Origin of the sequence: Asanoa iriomotensis, from assembly GCF_016862515.1 — a bacterium.
GTDB lineage: Bacteria > Actinomycetota > Actinomycetes > Mycobacteriales > Micromonosporaceae > Asanoa > Asanoa iriomotensis.
The window spans coordinates 144,861-161,140 of sequence record NZ_BONC01000005.1 but is presented as its reverse complement, the minus strand read 5'-3'; the positions used below and the strand labels follow the sequence as shown (position 1 = coordinate 161,140).

At 72.2% G+C, this 16,280-nt stretch carries 18 protein-coding genes; 6 read left to right on the top strand and 12 right to left on the bottom strand.

What is annotated here, in order from left to right:
- Positions 1-32: 32 nt before the first annotated feature.
- From Air01nite_RS06145 to Air01nite_RS06120, 6 genes are all read right to left on the bottom strand, one after another.
- Entirely contained in the window at positions 33-1,424 is a 1,392-nt protein-coding gene (locus Air01nite_RS06145) for a glycoside hydrolase family 32 protein (protein WP_203700851.1), read from the bottom strand.
- The gene (locus Air01nite_RS06140) at positions 1,421-2,737 is read right to left on the bottom strand and encodes an ADP-ribosylglycohydrolase family protein (RefSeq protein ID WP_203700850.1); all 1,317 of its coding nucleotides are present in this window, start codon (positions 2,735-2,737) and stop codon (positions 1,421-1,423) included. The genes Air01nite_RS06145 and Air01nite_RS06140 overlap by 4 nt, the downstream gene beginning before the upstream one ends.
- Before the next feature lie 150 nt (positions 2,738-2,887).
- On the bottom strand, positions 2,888-3,889 hold the full coding sequence (locus Air01nite_RS06135; RefSeq protein WP_203700848.1) for a LacI family DNA-binding transcriptional regulator: 1,002 nt from the start codon (positions 3,887-3,889) through the stop codon (positions 2,888-2,890).
- Between the two features lie 22 nt (positions 3,890-3,911).
- Positions 3,912-5,123 (bottom strand): RNA polymerase sigma factor, encoded by a 1,212-nt coding sequence (locus Air01nite_RS06130; protein WP_203700846.1) that lies wholly within the window; start codon positions 5,121-5,123, stop codon positions 3,912-3,914.
- The gene (locus Air01nite_RS06125; RefSeq protein WP_203700844.1) at positions 5,123-5,539 is read right to left on the bottom strand and encodes a YciI family protein; all 417 of its coding nucleotides are present in this window, start codon (positions 5,537-5,539) and stop codon (positions 5,123-5,125) included. The genes Air01nite_RS06130 and Air01nite_RS06125 overlap by 1 nt, the downstream gene beginning before the upstream one ends.
- Before the next feature lie 160 nt (positions 5,540-5,699).
- The gene (locus Air01nite_RS06120; protein WP_203700843.1) at positions 5,700-7,313 is read right to left on the bottom strand and encodes a glycosyl hydrolase family 18 protein; all 1,614 of its coding nucleotides are present in this window, start codon (positions 7,311-7,313) and stop codon (positions 5,700-5,702) included.
- A 124-nt stretch (positions 7,314-7,437) separates the two neighbouring features.
- Between Air01nite_RS06120 and Air01nite_RS06115 the strand changes: the two genes are divergently transcribed.
- The 4 genes from Air01nite_RS06115 to Air01nite_RS06100 all read left to right on the top strand — a co-directional run bounded on the left by Air01nite_RS06115 (position 7,438) and on the right by Air01nite_RS06100 (position 10,014).
- Entirely contained in the window at positions 7,438-7,923 is a 486-nt protein-coding gene (locus Air01nite_RS06115) for a glutathione peroxidase (RefSeq protein ID WP_203700841.1), read from the top strand.
- Between the two features lie 161 nt (positions 7,924-8,084).
- Positions 8,085-8,957 (top strand): DUF4397 domain-containing protein, encoded by an 873-nt coding sequence (locus Air01nite_RS06110; protein WP_203700839.1) that lies wholly within the window; start codon positions 8,085-8,087, stop codon positions 8,955-8,957.
- A gap of 4 nt (positions 8,958-8,961) precedes the next feature.
- Positions 8,962-9,687 carry a class F sortase gene (locus Air01nite_RS06105; protein WP_239090524.1) on the top strand — a complete coding sequence of 242 codons (726 nt, stop codon included), beginning with the start codon at positions 8,962-8,964 and terminating at the stop codon, positions 9,685-9,687.
- Between the two features lie 15 nt (positions 9,688-9,702).
- Positions 9,703-10,014: a hypothetical protein gene (locus Air01nite_RS06100; RefSeq protein ID WP_203700838.1), complete on the top strand. Its 312-nt coding sequence runs from the start codon at positions 9,703-9,705 to the stop codon at positions 10,012-10,014.
- Between the two features lie 84 nt (positions 10,015-10,098).
- Here the strand turns inward: Air01nite_RS06100 and Air01nite_RS06095 are convergent, their stop codons facing one another.
- The 4 genes from Air01nite_RS06095 to Air01nite_RS06080 all read right to left on the bottom strand — a co-directional run bounded on the left by Air01nite_RS06095 (position 10,099) and on the right by Air01nite_RS06080 (position 13,144).
- A complete protein-coding gene (locus Air01nite_RS06095; RefSeq protein WP_203700836.1) occupies positions 10,099-10,482 on the bottom strand; it encodes a hypothetical protein in 384 nt (127 codons plus the stop codon).
- A gap of 109 nt (positions 10,483-10,591) precedes the next feature.
- The gene (proC, locus tag Air01nite_RS06090) at positions 10,592-11,404 is read right to left on the bottom strand and encodes a pyrroline-5-carboxylate reductase (RefSeq protein WP_203700834.1); all 813 of its coding nucleotides are present in this window, start codon (positions 11,402-11,404) and stop codon (positions 10,592-10,594) included.
- A 28-nt stretch (positions 11,405-11,432) separates the two neighbouring features.
- Positions 11,433-12,461, bottom strand: a complete 1,029-nt coding sequence (locus tag Air01nite_RS06085) for a 6-phosphofructokinase (RefSeq protein WP_203700833.1) — start codon at positions 12,459-12,461, stop codon at positions 11,433-11,435.
- Positions 12,462-12,634: 173 nt separating this feature from the next.
- Positions 12,635-13,144 (bottom strand): polyadenylate-specific 3'-exoribonuclease AS, encoded by a 510-nt coding sequence (locus Air01nite_RS06080; RefSeq protein ID WP_203700831.1) that lies wholly within the window; start codon positions 13,142-13,144, stop codon positions 12,635-12,637.
- A 50-nt stretch (positions 13,145-13,194) separates the two neighbouring features.
- Here Air01nite_RS06080 and Air01nite_RS06075 point away from each other — a divergent pair, with 50 nt between their 5' ends.
- Positions 13,195-14,028 carry a DUF1028 domain-containing protein gene (locus Air01nite_RS06075; protein ID WP_203700829.1) on the top strand — a complete coding sequence of 278 codons (834 nt, stop codon included), beginning with the start codon at positions 13,195-13,197 and terminating at the stop codon, positions 14,026-14,028.
- Here Air01nite_RS06075 and Air01nite_RS06070 read toward each other — a convergent pair.
- Positions 14,025-14,891, bottom strand: coding sequence for a phosphotransferase enzyme family protein (locus Air01nite_RS06070; protein WP_239090523.1), 867 nt, complete (start codon positions 14,889-14,891; stop codon positions 14,025-14,027). The two genes, Air01nite_RS06075 and Air01nite_RS06070, sit on opposite strands and share 4 nt — an antisense overlap.
- Positions 14,892-15,204: 313 nt before the next feature.
- On the opposite strand from Air01nite_RS06070, the gene Air01nite_RS06065 reads away from it, so the two are divergent.
- Positions 15,205-15,897, top strand: a complete 693-nt coding sequence (locus tag Air01nite_RS06065; protein WP_203700828.1) for a Crp/Fnr family transcriptional regulator — start codon at positions 15,205-15,207, stop codon at positions 15,895-15,897.
- A 53-nt stretch (positions 15,898-15,950) separates the two neighbouring features.
- On the opposite strand, the gene Air01nite_RS06060 is transcribed toward Air01nite_RS06065, so the two are convergent.
- Positions 15,951-16,241, bottom strand: a complete 291-nt coding sequence (locus tag Air01nite_RS06060; RefSeq protein ID WP_203700928.1) for a hypothetical protein — start codon at positions 16,239-16,241, stop codon at positions 15,951-15,953.
- Positions 16,242-16,280 lie beyond the last annotated feature (39 nt).

Here is a 16,280-nt window from a genome sequence, read left to right as displayed (position 1 = left end):
CTCTCGTGCAAATGCATTTGGGGTACGGGTGGTCAGAGCGCCGCGACGGCGAAGGCGACGCGGCGGAAGGTGGTGGTGACGTCCTCGGCGACCAGTCGGACGCCGTCGGTGGAGTCGATGTCCGGGTGGACCCGGAAGGTCAGCACGGCCGTCGTCGCGAAGACCTCGACGATGGAGTGGTCAACGTGGACGGTGACGGTGGTGTCACCGCCGGCCAGATCGACGCCGTGGCGTTCGACGAGGCCGTCCGGACCGACGGCACCGGCGACCAGGCGGCCGCCGCTCACCCCGACCCAGACCTCGGCGCCGTTCGCGTCACGGCCGAGCACGGCGCCGGCGTGAGTCGTGCCGGACCCGACCTCGAACCGCAACCGATAGGTGGCCGGGACGCCGTCCGCGAGCAGACGCGGCACGCCGGGCGCGACCGTGATCGCGTCGGCGTCGACGATCGGCGAGCCGAAGAGCTCGGCCACCTCGGCGGCCGGGCGCATGAGCAGCCGCCCGTCCACGACCGACAGCTCGCGGGGCAGGCTGAGCGCCCCGGCGAACCCCTCGGCCACCCAGCTCCGGTCGTCCTGCAGCCAGCCGAACAGCAGCGTCCGGCCGTCCGGCACGCCCTCGGTGACCGTGGGCGCGTAGAACACGTCGCCGGCGTCCATCCGCCCGGTCGAGGTCGGTGTGAACCGCTCTCCGTCGAAGTCGCCGACGAACCACAGCGCGTACGGACACAGGACGCCGGCCTTGAGGGGCAGTTGTGCGGAGACGATCAGCACCCACGCGCCGTCCACCTGGACGAGCACCGGGCATTCCCAGACGGGCCCGGTGTCGAGCCCGGGGCCGCCGCCCGCCTTCGAGTAGACGACGCCCCGGTAGGTCCACTCGAACGTGTCGGTCGACTCGTACGCGACGATCGCGCCGCGGCCGCCCGGCTCGTCGGTCCTGAGCCCGGTGCCGAGCACCATGATCCAGCGGTCGGCGTAGCGGACCAGGAACGGGTCGCGCTGGTGACGGGTTCCCTGCTCGGGTGTGGCGGCGGGCACGACCGGGGTCGCCGGCTCCAGGCGCAACCGGTCGAGGCTCCCGTCGGCGACGGCCCGCAACTGCACCTGCCGGTGCGGGTAGCCGGTCCCGGTGACGCCGGTGTAGAACACGACCGGCTGCCCGTCGACGATCCGGGCGTTGCCGGAGAAGCAGCCGCCCGCGTCCGGGCCGCCCGGGGTCGGCCGCATGGCGATGCCCCGGTCCGTCCAGTGCACGAGGTCCGTCGAGACGGCGTGCCCCCAGCGCATCAGCCCCCAGACGGGTGCGTCGGGGTTGTGCTGGTAGTACAGGTGGTACTCGCCGTCCCAGTAGAGCGGGGCGTTCGGATCGTTGAGCCAGTTGGTCGGCGCGGTGACGTGATAGCGCGGGCGGGACGGGATCATCGGTCCACCTTCGTCAGGGCCAGCGTGCGGCGCGCCAGTTCGGAGATCAGCGAGTTGTCGTAGCCGAAGAGGGCCGACCGGGTGCGGTCCTCCAACGGCCCGACGAAGTGCTCCGGCAGGCGGTCCGCGCCCAGCACGACGCCGACGACGGAGCCGGCGGTGGCCCCGTTGGAGTCGGTGTCCCAGCCGCCCTGCACGGTCAGGCCGACCGTGGTCGCGTAGTCGTCCTCGCCCCACAGCAACCCGGCCGCGATCACCGCGGCGTTGTTGACGGTGTGGACCCAGCTGTAGTGCCCCCAACGCTCCTGGATCGTGACCAGCGCGACGTCCCAGGTCACGCCCGAGTCGCGCAGGTCGCGCACGGCGGCCAGCGCCTCGTGCAGCCGCGAGCCCGGCGGGACGAAGTGCAGGGCGTGGTCGTACGCCTCCCGCACGGTGCCGGCGGTGAACGCGCTCGCCACGATCGCCGCGGCCCACAGCTCGCCGTAAACGCCGTTGCCGGTGTGCGACAGCGACGCGTCCTGGTAGGCGAGCCGGATCGCGTCGCGCGGCCGGCCCGGGTTGGTCCAGCCGAACGCGTCGCCGCGGATCAGGGCGCCGATCCACTCCCGGTAAGGGTTGCGGGTCGACGCGGCCAGTTCGACCGGCACGCCGCTCAACAGGCTCCGGTAGGTGGCCCGCTCGGCGGTGTACGTCTGCAGGTAGGGCAGCAGCGTGAGCCACGCGTTCGCGACGTCGTGCGGGGTGAGCGCGGCGCCGTGCTGCTCCAGCAGGTGCAGGCCGAGGATCGCGTAGTCGATGTCGTCGTCGCGGTCGGAGCCCCTCACCCGGCCCCGGGTCGTCGACTCCCAGTTCTCCCGCAGCACGAACTCCGCCGGCATCGGGTCGAGGACCGGGAGGTAGTCGCGCAGCGGGTAGGCGCCGGCCCGCTCCAGGTAGTCGCGCAGGTGGGCCGAGGTCCAATGGGCGCCGTTCTCGACCGGCTTGCCGAGGTTGCAGCCGGCGATCCGGCCGAGCCACCCGCCCCGCACCTTGTCCGCCAGCGTGGCCCCGGTCAACCCGGCGCCGACCGGCCCGCGAGGTGCCGCCGGCAGGCTCGCCAGGATCGCATCGAGGCCCTCCGGCTCCTCGTAGGGCCAGTCCGTGCCGCGCGGCGCGGCGAGCACCCGGACGTAGAGCGCCTCGAGCGCGACGCTGTCGCCCGGATCGAGGGTCGCGAGCTCGGCGGCGAGGTCGTCGACCAGGTGCCCGGTCTCTCGTGCCTGGTCGAGCTCGTCGTGGACAAGGTCGAAGGAGCTCAGTGGGTCGTGCATGGTCCCCTCGTCTAAGAGCGGTCCGGGGCGGATGCAAATGCATTTGCGCAAAAGGATTTGCGCAAACATTTGGAAGCTGGCGCTCGCTGTGAGCGGTGACTCTGCCCGCCGAGATCGAGAGGTGTCAAGAGTCAGCGAGACACGAACTTGTCAGGCGGACTCGCGGACCACCAGTTCGTGCGGAATGACGACGTGGCGGCCGGCGCCGTCGTACTCACCGGTCATCCGGCTCAGCAGCAGCCGCCCGGCCTCGGCACCGAACCGCCGGGCGTCGGTGCGCACCGTCGTCAGCCGCGGGCTGACGAGGGTCGCCGGGAACACGTCGTCGAAGCCGACGATCGCGACGTCCTCGGGGATTCGCAGGCCGCGTTCTCTGGCCACGTCCATCGCCCCGAACGCGATCATGTCGTTGGCGCACTGCACCGAGCGAGGCGGGTCGGGCCGGTCGAGCAGGCGGCGCATGCCCTCCACACCACCGTCGCGGGTGAACTCGGTGAGCACGACGTCGTCCGGGCCGAGCCGCACGCCCAGTTCCCGGCACGCCTCCTCGAAGCCGGCTCGCCGCACCTTGCCGACCCGCGCCTCGGCCTCCGCGTAGATGAACGCGATCGACGGACCGTAGCGTTCGACCAGGAACCGGGTCGCCTCGGCGATCGCGGGCGGATTCTCGAAACAGACACTGTCGATCGTCGAGTCGGGCAGAGGAACGCTGCCGAGGTTCACCACGGCCAGGCCCGCCTCGGTCACCGGCAGCAGTTCGGAGTCGGGCACCCGGAAGCCGTTGAAGATCAGCCCGTCGAGCCGGCGGGACATCGCGACCTCGAGCAGCGCGAGCTCCTCGGCCTCGCGCGCGTCGGTGTTGCAGAACAGGCAGTGATAGCCGGCCGGCCCGACGACGTCCTGAACGCCACGGGCGAAGTCCGGATAGAACGGGTTCGTGATGTCGGGGACCACGACCATGACGGTGTTGGTGCGCCGGGTGCGCAGGCTCTGCGCCACTCCGTTGGGCCGATAGCCGAGCCGGCGGGCGACCTCTTCGACGTGCTGCCGGGTCGTGGCGTTGATGGGCCGGCGACCGCTGAAGACGTGCGAGACCGTGGTCGGGCTGACCCCGGACGCCGCGGCGACGTCTCCGATGGTCACACCCTTCATGCGGCGAGTATGCCAGCGAGCGCTACCCCGCGACGCGGGCGGCGCGGCGGTGCAGGTAGCGCTGCTGGGGTGGGCTGGTGGCCCTGGCCGCCGCGGTCAGGTAGGCGGCGCGGGCCGCCTCGCGGTCGCCTGCCAGCTCCAGCAGGTGGGCGCGGGCCGTGTGCCAGCGGTGGTCCGCGGTCAGGCGGTCGTCCTTGCCCAGCGGGTCCAGCAGGGCCAGGCCCGCCGCCGGGCCGTGCACCATCGCCACCGCGACCGCGTGGTTCAGGGCCACCACCGGGTTGTCGGAATGGGTCAGGAGGACCTCGTACAGCAGCATGATCTGCGGCCAGTCCGTGTCCCACGGGTGCGCGGCCTCGTCGTGCAGGGCCGCGATCGCCGCCTGGATCTGGTACGGGCCCGCGTCGCCGCGGGGTAGCGCCGACGAGATCAGCTCCACGCCCTCGGCGATCTGATTCTGGTGCCAGCGCGACCGGTCCTGCTCGTCCATCGGCACCGGCGTGCCGTCGGGAGCCGTGCGGGCGGCGCGGCGGGCGTCCGTGAGCAGCATCAGCGCCAGCAGGCCCGTCACCTCCGCGTCGTCCGGCAGCAGGCGGTGCACCAGCCGGGCCAGCCGGATCGCTTCCGTCGACAGCTCCACCCGCTGCAGCGTCGGGCCGCTCGTGCCGACGTAGCCCTCGTTGAAGGTCAGGTACAGCACGTGCAGGACCGCCGTCAGCCGGGCCGCGCGCTCCGCGGCGGGCGGCAGGCCGAACGGGACGCCGCTGTCCTTGATGGACTTCTTGGCCCGGGTGATCCGCCGGGTCATGGTGTCCTCCGGGACCAGGAACGCCCGCGCCACCTCGGCCGTGGTCAGGCCGCCGATCGCGCGCAGCGTCAGCGCGATCTGCGACGCCGGCGACAGGGCCGGGTGGCAGCACATGAACAGCAGCACCAGCGAGTCGTCCGTCGCCGGGCCGGGAGCCGGGACCGGCCACGCGGCGACCACCTCCTCGCGGCCGCGGCGGGCCTGGTCGGCGCGCAGCAGGTCGGTGAGGCGGCGGGCGGCCACCCGGATCAGCCAGGCGCGCGGGTTGTCGGGCACGCCCTCGGCCGGCCATTGGCGGGCCGCGGCGAGCAGGGCCTCCTGCACCGCGTCCTCGGCCGTGTCGAAGTGGCCGTAGCGGCGGACGACCGCGCCGAGGACCTGCGGCGCCAGCTCGCGCAGCAGGTCCTCGCCCGGCGGGTCCACCATCAGCCGAACTCGGGCGCCCCGGCGATCGGCCGCACGTCCACGTACCACTCGTTGGCGAGCTGGGCGCCCGACGGGTGCGGGGTGGCGGCCAGCTTCGCGGCGATCTCCGTGGCGCGGTCGAAGCTCGCGCAGTCGACGATCGTGTAGCCGGCGAGGACCTCCTGGGTCTCCGCGTACGGCCCGTCCGTCACCACGGGCGCACCGTCGCGCAGCGTGATCCGGCGCGTGTGCACCGGCGCGGCCAGGCCCTGCCCGTCGACGAACTCGCCGGACTCGACGAGCTCGTTGTTCCACTTGGTCATGAACTCGTGCAGCGCGGCGAGGTCCTCGGGAGTCCAGGCGGCGCCGTCGGGACCGTTGCCGGTGATCATGTCGAAGTCACGCTGCGAGCCGGCCAGCATGATCATGTATTTCATCGTCGTCTCCTCGGAGCCGGTGCCGGCGCCCTGGTGGCGCCTCCACCCGAGACGTCGGCGCCGAGCAACCGCTCCGGACATCTTCCCCCATGAGAAAAGGAGCGGAGGGCCATCGACCGACCCTCCGCTCCCCGTGGGGTTTTGCGTCGACCGAAGGGGGTTACCCCAGGCCGTTCTTCATCGCCGAGATCAGCTCGCCGTTGGAGGTGTCGCCGGACAGCTCCCAGAAGAAGCCGCCGCCGAGACCCTGGCCGTTCGCGTACGACATCTTGCCGCCGATGGTGCTCGGGGTGTCGTAGCTCCACCAGTTGCTACCGCACTTGGCGTACGCCGTCCCGCCGATCGTCCGGTTCGCCGGGCAGGTGTTCTTGAGGACCTTGTAGTCCTCGATGCCCTGTTCGTAGGTGCCCGGCGCGGCACCGGTCGCGCTGCCGCCCGGCGCCTCCTGCGTCACCCCGGACCAGCCGCGGCCGTAGAAGCCGATGCCGAGCAGCAGCTTGCTCGCCGGGATGCCCTTGCTCTTGAGCTTCTGGATCGCCGCGTCGGAGTTGAAGCCCGCGGTCGGGATGCCGGCGTACGAGGTCAGCGGCGAGTGCGGGGCCGTCGGACCCTGCGGCGCGAAGGCGCCGAAGTAGTCGTACGTCATGGGCATGAACCAGTTGACCGAGTTCGCCGCACCGGCGTAGTCGGTCGCGTCGATCTTGCCGCCGTTCGAGCCGTCGGCCGTGATCGCGGCGGTGACCAGCGCGGACGACCCGAACCGGGAGCGCAGCGCGGCCATCACGTTCTTGAACGCGTTGGGCCCGCTGGCGTCACAGGACAGGCCACACGCGTTCGGGTACTCCCAGTCGATGTCGATGCCGTCGAAGACGTCGGCCCAGCGCGGGTCCTCGACCATCTGGTAGCAGGACTCGGCGAACGCGGCCGGGTTCTGCGCCGCCTGGGTGAAGCCGCCCGACCAGGTCCAGCCGCCGATCGAGTAGATCACCTTGAGGTGCGGGTACATCCGCTTGAGCTTGCGCAACTGGTTGAAGTTGCCGCGCAGCGGCTGGTCCCAGGTGTCCGCGACGCCGTCGACGCTGTCCGCCGCCGTGTACGCCTTCTCGTAGTCGGCGTACGAGTCGCCGATCGTGCACCGCCCGCCGGTGGTGTTGCCGAACGCGTAGAGGATGTGCGTCAGCTTCGCCGCCGAGCCGCTCGTGTGGATGTTCTTGACGTGGTAGTTGCGGGCGTAGACGCCCCACTCGGCGAAGTAGCCGATGAGCTTCTTGCCGCCGGTCGGCGGGTTGGTCGGCGGGTTCGTCGGGTTGCTCGTCGGCGGGTTGGTCGGGGTGCTCGTCGGGTTCCCCGTCGGCGGGTTCGTCGGCGTCGTGCCGGTCGAGCAGGACGCGCCGTTGATCGTGCAGTTCAGCGGTGCGCGGTAGGGGCCCGTCCCGTTGTAGCCCCAGCTCACCGAGGCGCCGGGGTTCAGCGGACCCATCCAGCTCTTCTTCACGGCGACGTAGTGGTCGCCGGTGCGGGTCACGTCCGCGTCCCAGAAGCTGCCCATCGTGGTGCCGGACGGCAGGTCGAACTCGATTCGCCAGGTCGACAGTGCCGCCGACGAGCCGTTGGTCACGGTCACCCGCACCTCGTGCCCGGTGCCCCAGTCGGAGGCCGCGGCGAAGGTGGCGGTGACGGTGCCGGCGCCGAATGCCGCGGCGACGGGCACGGCGGCGGCGACCACGACCGCCGCGACGCCGGCCCAGACGGCCCGGCGCACCGAGGTTCTCATAGCGCGTCTCCTTTTAGTTAGGAAACTTTCCAAATAGATGTTGGTGAGACGCTACTCACCACCTCAACACCTCGTCAAGATGTGCATACATCGATTTCTGACTGGATCTAGTAACGTCACCGCCATGACAGTGCTCGACACCGAGATCGGCGCCCTCACCGGCGGGCCGGCCGACCTCAAGCAGTACGCAGGCAAGGCTGTGCTCGTCGTCAACGTGGCATCCAAGTGCGGCCTGACCCCCCAGTACGAAGGCCTGCAGAAGCTCTACGACACCTACGCCGACCGCGGCCTGGTGGTGCTCGGCGTGCCGTGCAACCAGTTCATGGGCCAGGAGCCCGGCAGCGCCGAGGAGATCGCCGAGTTCTGCTCGGTCAACTACGGCGTCACCTTCCCCCTGACCGAGAAGGTCGAGGTCAACGGCGACGGCCGGCACCCGCTCTACACGGCCCTCGTGGACACCGCCGACGCCGACGGCCATACCGGCGACATCCGCTGGAACTTCGAGAAGTTCCTGGTCGCGCCCGACGGCACGGTCGCCGCGCGGTTCGGCCCGCAGGTCACCCCCGAGGAGCCGGATCTGGTCGCGACCGTCGAACGCCACCTCCCGTAGACGAGATCCGCTCGGGGGACGCCGTTCAGGGTCCCCCGTCGGCCAACTGGACATGATCCGCGGGATTGCCAGATTTTTACACCTTCCAGGGCTTGCGGTCCGGTCCGACTGACGGGACTCTGTTTCGCGTGTTGCGATCCTCGTCCGCTGGAGGAAGTTTCATGATCCCTGCGCGTCCCTCCCCCCGCGCGCTGCACCGGTTGGTTGCCGCCGCCGGTGCCGTCCTCATCGGTGCCGGCCTGTCCGCCGCGATCGCCGCCCCCGCGTCCGCGGAGGCCGGCGTCGGCTACGTGCGCCTGGCCCACCTCTCCCCCGACACCCCGCCGGTCGACGTCTACGTCGACGATCTCGGCGGCAAGATGAAGGGCCTCAAGTTCGACGCCGTGCCGTACGGCGTCATGTCCGACTACCTGTCGGTGCCGCCCGGCACCTACGCGGTCTCGATGCGCAAGGTCGGCGCCGACCCGAAGTCCAAGCCGGTGCTCACCGAGAGCGTCACGGTCACCGAGGGCAGCGCGCACACCGTCGCCGGCACCGGCCGGTTCGCCGAGCTCGGCCTGTCGGTGATCGACGACGACATCACCGCGCCGCCGGCCGACCAGGCGAAGATCCGGGTGCTGCAGGCCTCGGTCAAGTCGCCGGTCCTCGACATCAGGACGACCGGTGGCCAGGAGGTCGGCGACGGGCTCAAGTTCGCCACGACCAGCGACTACCGCGGCGTGAAGCCCGGCAACTGGACGCTCGACCTCACGCCCGAGGCCGGCGGGACGCCCGCGAAGGCGACCTGCGACCTCGCCGGCGGCACGACCTACTCGCTGCTCGTGCTCGACGGCAAGGACGGCCTGACCACCGACCTCAAGGTCGACGCCAAGGCCGGTGAGATCACCCCGCAGGGCGGCGTCGACACCGGAGCGGGCGGCACCAGCGGCGCCGGCACGATGGCCCTCGCCGCCGGACTCGGCCTGGTCGCGCTGGCCGGCGTCGTCGGCGTGGGAGCCCTCGGGCTGCGGCGCAGGGCCCGACGCACCTGGTAAGTCGGTGAGCGCGAGCGACGCCCGGCCTTCCCCCGCGGTCAGACGGCACCGCGGGGGCTGGCCCGTGCCGGCCCTCGGCCTGACGCTGACCGCGCTCACCCTCTGCGCCGCCGCCGGCACGACCCTCGGCCTCGCGGCCGGCGACGCGAGCGCGCCGCCGCCAACGGCCCGCTGGCACGTCGGCTGCGGCTCCGACTGCGCGCGACCGGTCGAGGCCGCCGCGGTCGACCCGCTCGCCGCGCTGCCGCCGCCGTCCGAGGTGCGGATACCCCGGGTCGCGATCCGGTCCTCACTGGTCGGTCTCGACCTCGACAGCAAGGGCGAGCTGGAGGCACCGGTCGACTACGCCAAGGCCGGCTGGTACGAGCAGGGCACGCTGCCCGGCGAGCCCGGCCCGGCGGTGATCGCGGGCCACGTCGACTCCTACCGCGGCCCGGCGGTCTTCTACCGCCTCCGCGAGCTGCGCCCCGGCGACACCGTCGAGGTCCGCCGCGGCGACACCTGGCTGCCGTTCCGCGTGGTCGCCACCGGCCACTACCCGAAGGACAAGTTCCCCACGACCCGGGTGTACGGCGCGACGCCCGGCTCCGAGCTGCGGCTGATCACCTGCGGCGGCGAGTTCGACCGGAGCAGGCGGTCCTACCGCGACAACGTGGTGGTCTACGCGGTCGACGCCCGCACGCCCGAGCTGCCGCGGACGTCCAAGGGCCACGGCCCGACGGAGTGGTAGCTCGTTGATCAGGTCGTGCTGCCCGACCTGTCGCAATTCACGGTGCACCGCGAGGTGACCGACGCGGACCTCGACGGCACGGTGCTGCCCGGCCTGCACGCGACCTTCCATCGCCGCACGGCCGGGTCGCGGATCGAGTCCGTCGGCGTCTACCGCTACGCCGGTGTCGAGGTCTTCATGGCCTGGGGGTACGTGGACGAGCCGCACTGCCGGTTCACCGCGTACGCCGGACCGCACGGGTGGGGCGCACCGCGCCGGGGCTGCCCCTCCGTCGACGCGGTGCGCGACCAGTTGGCCACCCTGGGGCCGGTGCCCACTCCCCACTGACACCACGTGTCGGCTACCAGGGACCGCGAATCCCCGGTCGTGGTGCCGGCGTTCCCCGGGTAGGGCACCGGTCCCGGGCCCGGGCTAGTCGGCCGGCGCGGCGGCGGGTTCCGCGACGGTCGGGCCCGCGTGGGCGGTGGCGAGCCGCCGCACGGTTACGAGCGAGAACAAGGTCAGGGTGAGTGCGGTGGCCAGCGCGACGGCGTGCCAGGCGGGGTCGAGGATCTGCGTGAACCCGAGCACGGCCACCGGCAGTTGGACGATCGCGACCAGCGCCACCAGGGCGAGGCGGCGGCCGGCCCAGAGGTAGGCGGTCCACAGCGGAGCGGTCACCACTCCGAGGGTCAGCACGTCCAGCGCGGTGTGCGCGTACGGGTTGAGGACGTTGGCGTGTGCGAAGGCGGAGGCCGGCGCGGCGATCCAGAGGGCCGCCGCGGTGGCGGCGACTACGGTGGCGAGACGTCGCATGGCCCGTACCTCCCTGCAACCGGGGATTCACCATCTGTAATGACAGTAAGGCCCGGTGGCGGAGGTCCGAAAGCCTCAGCAGCGTGAATGAATCACCACGAACGGGTGCTCAGGAGTTCTGTTCAGCCAGTTCACGCGCCCGGTCGCGGGCCGCCTCGAGGGCCGCGAGCAGGGCCGCACGGACGCCGTGGTTCTCCAGTTCGCGGATCGCCGAGATGGTCGTGCCGGCCGGCGACGTGACCGCCTCGCGGAGCTTGACCGGGTGCTCGCCGGAGTCGCGGAGCATCACGGCCGAGCCGATCGCGGTCTGCACGATCAGGTCGTGCGCGACCTGCCGGGGCAGGCCGAGCAGGATGCCGGCGTCGACCATCGCCTCGACCAGCAGGTAGAAGTAGGCCGGTCCGGAGCCCGAGAGTGCGGTCACCGCGTCCTGCTGCGACTCCGGCACGCGGATCGTCGCGCCGAGGGGCTTGAACATCTCCTCGGCCAGGGCCAGGTGAGCGGGCGTCACGTGCGGGCCGGCGGAGATCGCCGTCATCGCCTCGTCGACCAGCGCCGGCGTGTTGGTCATGACCCGCACGATCGGCACGCCGTCCTGCAGGCGCTTGGCGAAGAAGCTCGTCGGCAGGCCGGCGCAGAGGGAGATGACCAGCTTGTCGCCGGGCACCTTCGGGCCGATGTCGGCCAGCAGCGCGGACGCGTCCTGCGGCTTGACCGAGATGGCCAGCACGTCGGCCTCGGCGACCGCGGTGAGGTTGTCGACGACGCGGACGCCGTACCGCTGGCGCAGCTCGTCGGCCCGCTCCTGGCGGCGCGAGGTGGCGAGCAGCCGGCCGACGGGCCAACCGGCGCGCAGGAGGCCGGAGAGCATCAGCTCACCGATCTTGCCCGCGCCGATCACGGCGACCGTCTTGTCCGTCATGGCTGCCCGCCCCCTCGTGCCGCGTCGATCAGGAACCGAAGAAGACCTCAGCCTCGGTGTAGCGCTCCAGCGGCACGGTCTTGAGCTCCTTGGTCGCCTCGACCAGCGGCACCCTGACCACGTCGGTGCCCTGGAGGGCGACCATCTTGCCCCAGTCGCCGTCGTTGGCCGCGTCGATCGCGTGCAGGCCCAGCCGGGTGGCGAGCACCCGGTCGAACGCGGTCGGCGTGCCACCGCGCTGGATGTGACCGAGGACGACCGTGCGGGCCTCCTTGCCGGTCTTGGCCTCGAGCTGCTCGGCCAGCCACTGGCCGATGCCGCCCAGCCGGACGTGGCCGAACGCGTCGAGCTCCTGGTTGTGCAGGACCATCTGGCCGTCCAGCGGCTGCGCGCCCTCCGCGACGACGACGATCGGCGCGTACTGGTGCTGGAAGCGCTTCTCGACGTAGCCCGCGACCTGCTCGACGTCGAAGTTGCGCTCCGGCAGCAGGATCACGTTGGCGCCGCCGGCGAGGCCCGCGTGCAGGGCGATCCAGCCGGCGTGCCGGCCCATGACCTCGACGACCAGCGTGCGGTGGTGACTCTCCGCCGTGGTGTGCAGGCGGTCGATCGCCTCCATCGCGATGTTGACCGCGGTGTCGAAGCCGAACGTGTAGTCGGTCGAGCCCAGGTCGTTGTCGATCGTCTTCGGCACGCCGACCACGTGCACGCCCAGGTCGTACAGCTTGGTGGCGACGCCGAGCGTGTCCTCGCCGCCGATCGCGATCAGCGCGTCGACGCCCATGGCGTGCAGGTTGTTCTTGATCTGCTCGACGCCGTTCTCGATCTTGAACGGGTTGGTGCGGGAGGAGCCGAGGATCGTGCCGCCGCGCGGCAGGATGCCGCGGACCTCGGGGATGCCCAGCGGCATGGTGAGGCCTTCCAGCGGACCGCGCCAGCCGTCCCGGAAGCCCACGAAGTCGTGACCGTACGTCGAGACGCCCTTGCGGACGACCGCGCGGATCACCGCGTTCAGACCGGGACAGTCTCCGCCGCCGGTAAGCACGCCGATTCGCATGATCTGCTCATCCTCCTGATCGCGATCCTCGCCCCATAGGGGGCACAAATGGCCAGAAAGCCCCAGGATCGTTGATCGGCGTCGTTGCCGGCCCGGGGCGGGCCGCCAACTGCGCACTGTAGTCGCCGGGCAATTCGCCTACCAGCGCGACCCACCCACCGTGACATGAACTGTCAGGGTCGGGCGGGTGCCCGCATGGCGTGCCAGCGGGCCAGGTTGTGCCGGGCGTCGGCCAGCGCGTCGTGCTGGTCGGCCGGGGCCGGCGGCAGCGGCGGTTTGCCCAGGTCGTCCCAGAGCTGCCGGAGCTCCTTGGTGAACCGGGGTATCACCCGCGGCAACGCCGGCATCGCGCCCCAGAGCTGGGCCAGCGCCACGTGGTCGTACGCGGCGTACCAGGCCCACAGCTCCAGCGAGCCGCCGGTGCCCGACCCGCGCAGCGGCTCGACCAGGAACTCGTAGAGGTCGTCGCGGATCCGCTCGCGCGAGCGCCAGGCCGGGTCGGCGGGCGACGGCAGCTTGTCGAGCACGTTGCGGCGCACCCAGGGCACGGCCCGTGAACCGTCGAACTCGGTCGACACGGCGTAGAACTCGCGGCCGTTCTCGTCGACCACGCCGATCGAGACGAGGTCGACCGTCAGGCCGTCCTCGATGAACTCACAGTCGTAGAAATAGCGGTAGGTCATCGACCACCATCCTGGCCCATCCGCCAGGAGATTCGTTACCGTGCCCGGTCATGACGTTCTCGATCGTGGCGCGGTCCGCTGACGGGCACTCCCACGGCATCGCTGTCGCCAGCAAGTTCCTCGCGGTCGGCGCCGCCGTGCCGGCCGCCGAGGCGCAGGTCGGCGCCGTCGCGACGCAGTCGTACGCCAACCTGGCCTACCGGCCGCAGGGGCTGGCGCTGCTGCGCACCGGTGTGGACGCCGCGGGCGTGGTCGCCGGGCTGACCGCGGCCGACGACGGGCGGACACAGCGGCAGGTCGGCGTCGTCGGCGCGACCGGCGACGGGGCCACCTACACCGGCGCCGACTGCCACGACTGGGCGGGCGGCGTGGCCGGCGACGGGGTCGCGATCCAGGGCAACATCCTGGTCGGTCCCCAGGTGGTGGACGCGATGCACGAGGCGTGGCTGGCCGGCGACCCGGCCGACCCGCTGGCCCGGCGGCTGCTGGCCGCGCTGCGGGCCGGCGACGAGGCGGGCGGCGACAAGCGCGGGCGGCAGAGCGCGGCGCTGCTCGTGGTCGCGCGGGGCGAGGGTTACGGCGGGACCAGCGACGTCGTGGCCGACCTGCGGGTGGACGACCACGCCGAGCCGCTGCCCGAGCTGACCCGGCTGCTCGACATCCACGAACTGCTGTTCGGCAAGCCGGACCCGGCCACCCTGCTGCCGCTCGACGGCACGCTGGCGGCCGAGGTGCGCGGCCGGCTGGTCGCCGCCGGGCACGAGGGCGCGTCGCTGGACGAGGCCCTGGCGAGCTGGGCCGGCGTCGAGAACCTCGAGGAACGGATCGTGCCCGGGAAGATCGACCCGCTGGTGCTGGCCCACCTGCGCGGCGCCGAAGGTTAAGCGAGAGCCTCCGCGGCGGCGGTCAGCGTCGTCCAGGCCTCGTCGTCGGTGGGCGACGCGGTGAGCCGGCGGGCGGCGGCGTCCGCCCGGGCCGCCCAGTGGAACCGCAGCAGCACCGGCAGCGCGGCGTCGATCTCGTCGCGGTGCACGGTCCCGGTGGCGGCGTAGCCCTCGACGAGCTCGTCGGTGCCGGCGTCGCCGGCGAGGTTGACGGCCGCCGCGAGGTCGGCGACCAACGGGCCGGTGGCCGCACAGCCCCAGCAGACCACCCCGGTGCGGCCGGTCGCCGGGTCGAGGTGGAACGCGGCGGCCCGCGGCCGGCCGTGCAGGACGCCGTAGGTGAGCCGGTCGGTCACGGTCAGGCGGGTCAGCGCGGCGTACGCGGACCCGACCGCCCCCCGCAGCCACGGCTCGACGTCGAGGTGTGCCGCGTCCGGGCGCACCCGGTGCCACGGCCCCAGACCCGGGTGGGCGAACCCGTCCATGCCGGCGTGCAGCCGGCCCAGCGCGTCGCCCCACCACTGCTGGTCGATCGGGTCGCCGGCGGCCAGCGGGCGGCCGGGTGGGCAGCGCACCAGCGCGTACGCGAAGCCGTCGTGCTCGGCGACCAGCGCGCCGGACAGTCCCCGGACCGGCTCGCCCACCGGCACGCCCCGCTCGGCGAGGTGACCGGCCGCGGCCACGCCGGCCTCCAGCCGTTGGCGCCTGCGCACGGGCACCCGGATGACCAGGTGACCCGCGCCGGCGATGCTGGACGCCCAGGTGGTGACCTCGGTGCTGCCGAGCCGCACCGGGTCGAGTTGGCGCGGCACGTGCTGCCATCCGCCGCGCAGGGCCGCGAGCGCGACCGCGTCGTCTGCCACGGCGGGGATTATGCGCCGCCGATGGGTGTGCGGGCCGGGAAATGGGCGAACGGCCGGAAGAGACACCCCCCAGTGATCTCTTCCGACCGGTCCGCCCCGCGTCCCCCCAGCGGGCCCGCCAGTCCCCCGTCCGGCCCCCACCAGCAGCGGGTCTGGCACTGAGCCTGCCCGAACGGACAACACGGGACTGTCACGGAAGCGATTTCAGGGGTGTACAGCACGCGACAGGAACGACATGATCTGATGTGTTGACGCTGCCGACTGAATAGGTCGGTCAGTGGGATGTGTCCAAGAGCCGGGGAGGGGTCGGGCCGTGGAGGGTCGCCTGCCAGATCCTGGCGACGCTCTGACCGGGGTCGAGCTGTTCGCCGGGCTCGAGCCCGAGGTTCGGCAGCGGGTCATCGCCGCCGCCGTGCCCCGCACGTACCGCAAAGGTCAGTTGCTGTTCGTCGAGAACGACCCCGGCGAATCGCTGATCGTGCTGCGCCGGGGTGCTGTCGCGGTGTTCGTCACCGCGCCGACCGGCGAGCGCGCCGTGCTCTCGGTCGTCCGTCCTCCCGGGACACTCGGCGAAGTGTCCCTCCTGGACGCGTCGACCCGGTCGACGTCCGCCGAGGCGATCGAGGACTGCACCGCGCTGGCGCTGTCCCGCTCGGCGTTCATGGAGCTGGTGCACTCCAACCCGCGGATACTCGACGCCGTGATGCGCTCGCTGGGCGCGCTGATCCGCCGCCTCACCGAGCAGAACGCCGACCACGTCTTCCTCGACCTGCCGGGCCGGGTGGCCAAGACGCTGGTCCGGCTGGCCGGTGAGAGCCAGGCGCCGATGATCACCATCGAGCTCAACCAGAGCCAGCTCGCCGAGATGGCGGGCGGCTCGCGGCAGAGCGTCAACCAGGCGATCGGCTCGTTCGCCAACCGCGGCTGGCTGCGCACCGAGGGCCGCCGGATCGTGGTCACCGACGTCGCGGCGCTGCGCCGCCGCGCCGGCATGCCCGACCGCTGACCCGGATACGACGAAGCCCCCGGCGCGTGGCGCCAGGGGCTCGGTCAGGTCGCTCAGTCGGCCGGCGGCGCCGTCGGGCCCATCCAGCCGTCCGCCTTGGTGTCCTTCGGCGGCGCGGTCGGACCCATCCACCCCTGCGCCTTGGTGTCCGTCGTCGGCTCGGGCGCCGCGGGCTCCTCGCGGGTCGGACCCATCCAGCCCTGCGCCTTCACCTCGTCACCGGCCACGACGCCGTCAGCCTGGAGCTGAGCCAGGGTCGCGGCGTCGACGTCGACGCTCGCCCCCGCGGCGTGCTCGACCCCGGTCCCGTCGGTCCAGTCCTTCTCCAGCTGCACGTGAACCATCGATGTCCTCCTGTCGCGATTGGATCTCCGCCGCGCCGA

Coding starts and splice junctions, on each gene's coding strand:
- Air01nite_RS06145 (WP_203700851.1), bottom strand. CDS start 1,424: ATGATCCCGTCCCGCCCGCGCTATCACGTCACCGCGCCGACCAACTGG.
- Air01nite_RS06140 (WP_203700850.1), bottom strand. CDS start 2,737: ATGCACGACCCACTGAGCTCCTTCGACCTTGTCCACGACGAGCTCGAC.
- Air01nite_RS06135 (WP_203700848.1), bottom strand. CDS start 3,889: ATGAAGGGTGTGACCATCGGAGACGTCGCCGCGGCGTCCGGGGTCAGC.
- Air01nite_RS06130 (WP_203700846.1), bottom strand. CDS start 5,123: ATGGTGGACCCGCCGGGCGAGGACCTGCTGCGCGAGCTGGCGCCGCAG.
- Air01nite_RS06125 (WP_203700844.1), bottom strand. CDS start 5,539: ATGAAATACATGATCATGCTGGCCGGCTCGCAGCGTGACTTCGACATG.
- Air01nite_RS06120 (WP_203700843.1), bottom strand. CDS start 7,313: ATGAGAACCTCGGTGCGCCGGGCCGTCTGGGCCGGCGTCGCGGCGGTC.
- Air01nite_RS06115 (WP_203700841.1), top strand. CDS start 7,438: ATGACAGTGCTCGACACCGAGATCGGCGCCCTCACCGGCGGGCCGGCC.
- Air01nite_RS06110 (WP_203700839.1), top strand. CDS start 8,085: ATGATCCCTGCGCGTCCCTCCCCCCGCGCGCTGCACCGGTTGGTTGCC.
- Air01nite_RS06095 (WP_203700836.1), bottom strand. CDS start 10,482: ATGCGACGTCTCGCCACCGTAGTCGCCGCCACCGCGGCGGCCCTCTGG.
- proC (WP_203700834.1), bottom strand. CDS start 11,404: ATGACGGACAAGACGGTCGCCGTGATCGGCGCGGGCAAGATCGGTGAG.
- Air01nite_RS06085 (WP_203700833.1), bottom strand. CDS start 12,461: ATGCGAATCGGCGTGCTTACCGGCGGCGGAGACTGTCCCGGTCTGAAC.
- Air01nite_RS06080 (WP_203700831.1), bottom strand. CDS start 13,144: ATGACCTACCGCTATTTCTACGACTGTGAGTTCATCGAGGACGGCCTG.
- Air01nite_RS06075 (WP_203700829.1), top strand. CDS start 13,195: ATGACGTTCTCGATCGTGGCGCGGTCCGCTGACGGGCACTCCCACGGC.
- Air01nite_RS06060 (WP_203700928.1), bottom strand. CDS start 16,241: ATGGTTCACGTGCAGCTGGAGAAGGACTGGACCGACGGGACCGGGGTC.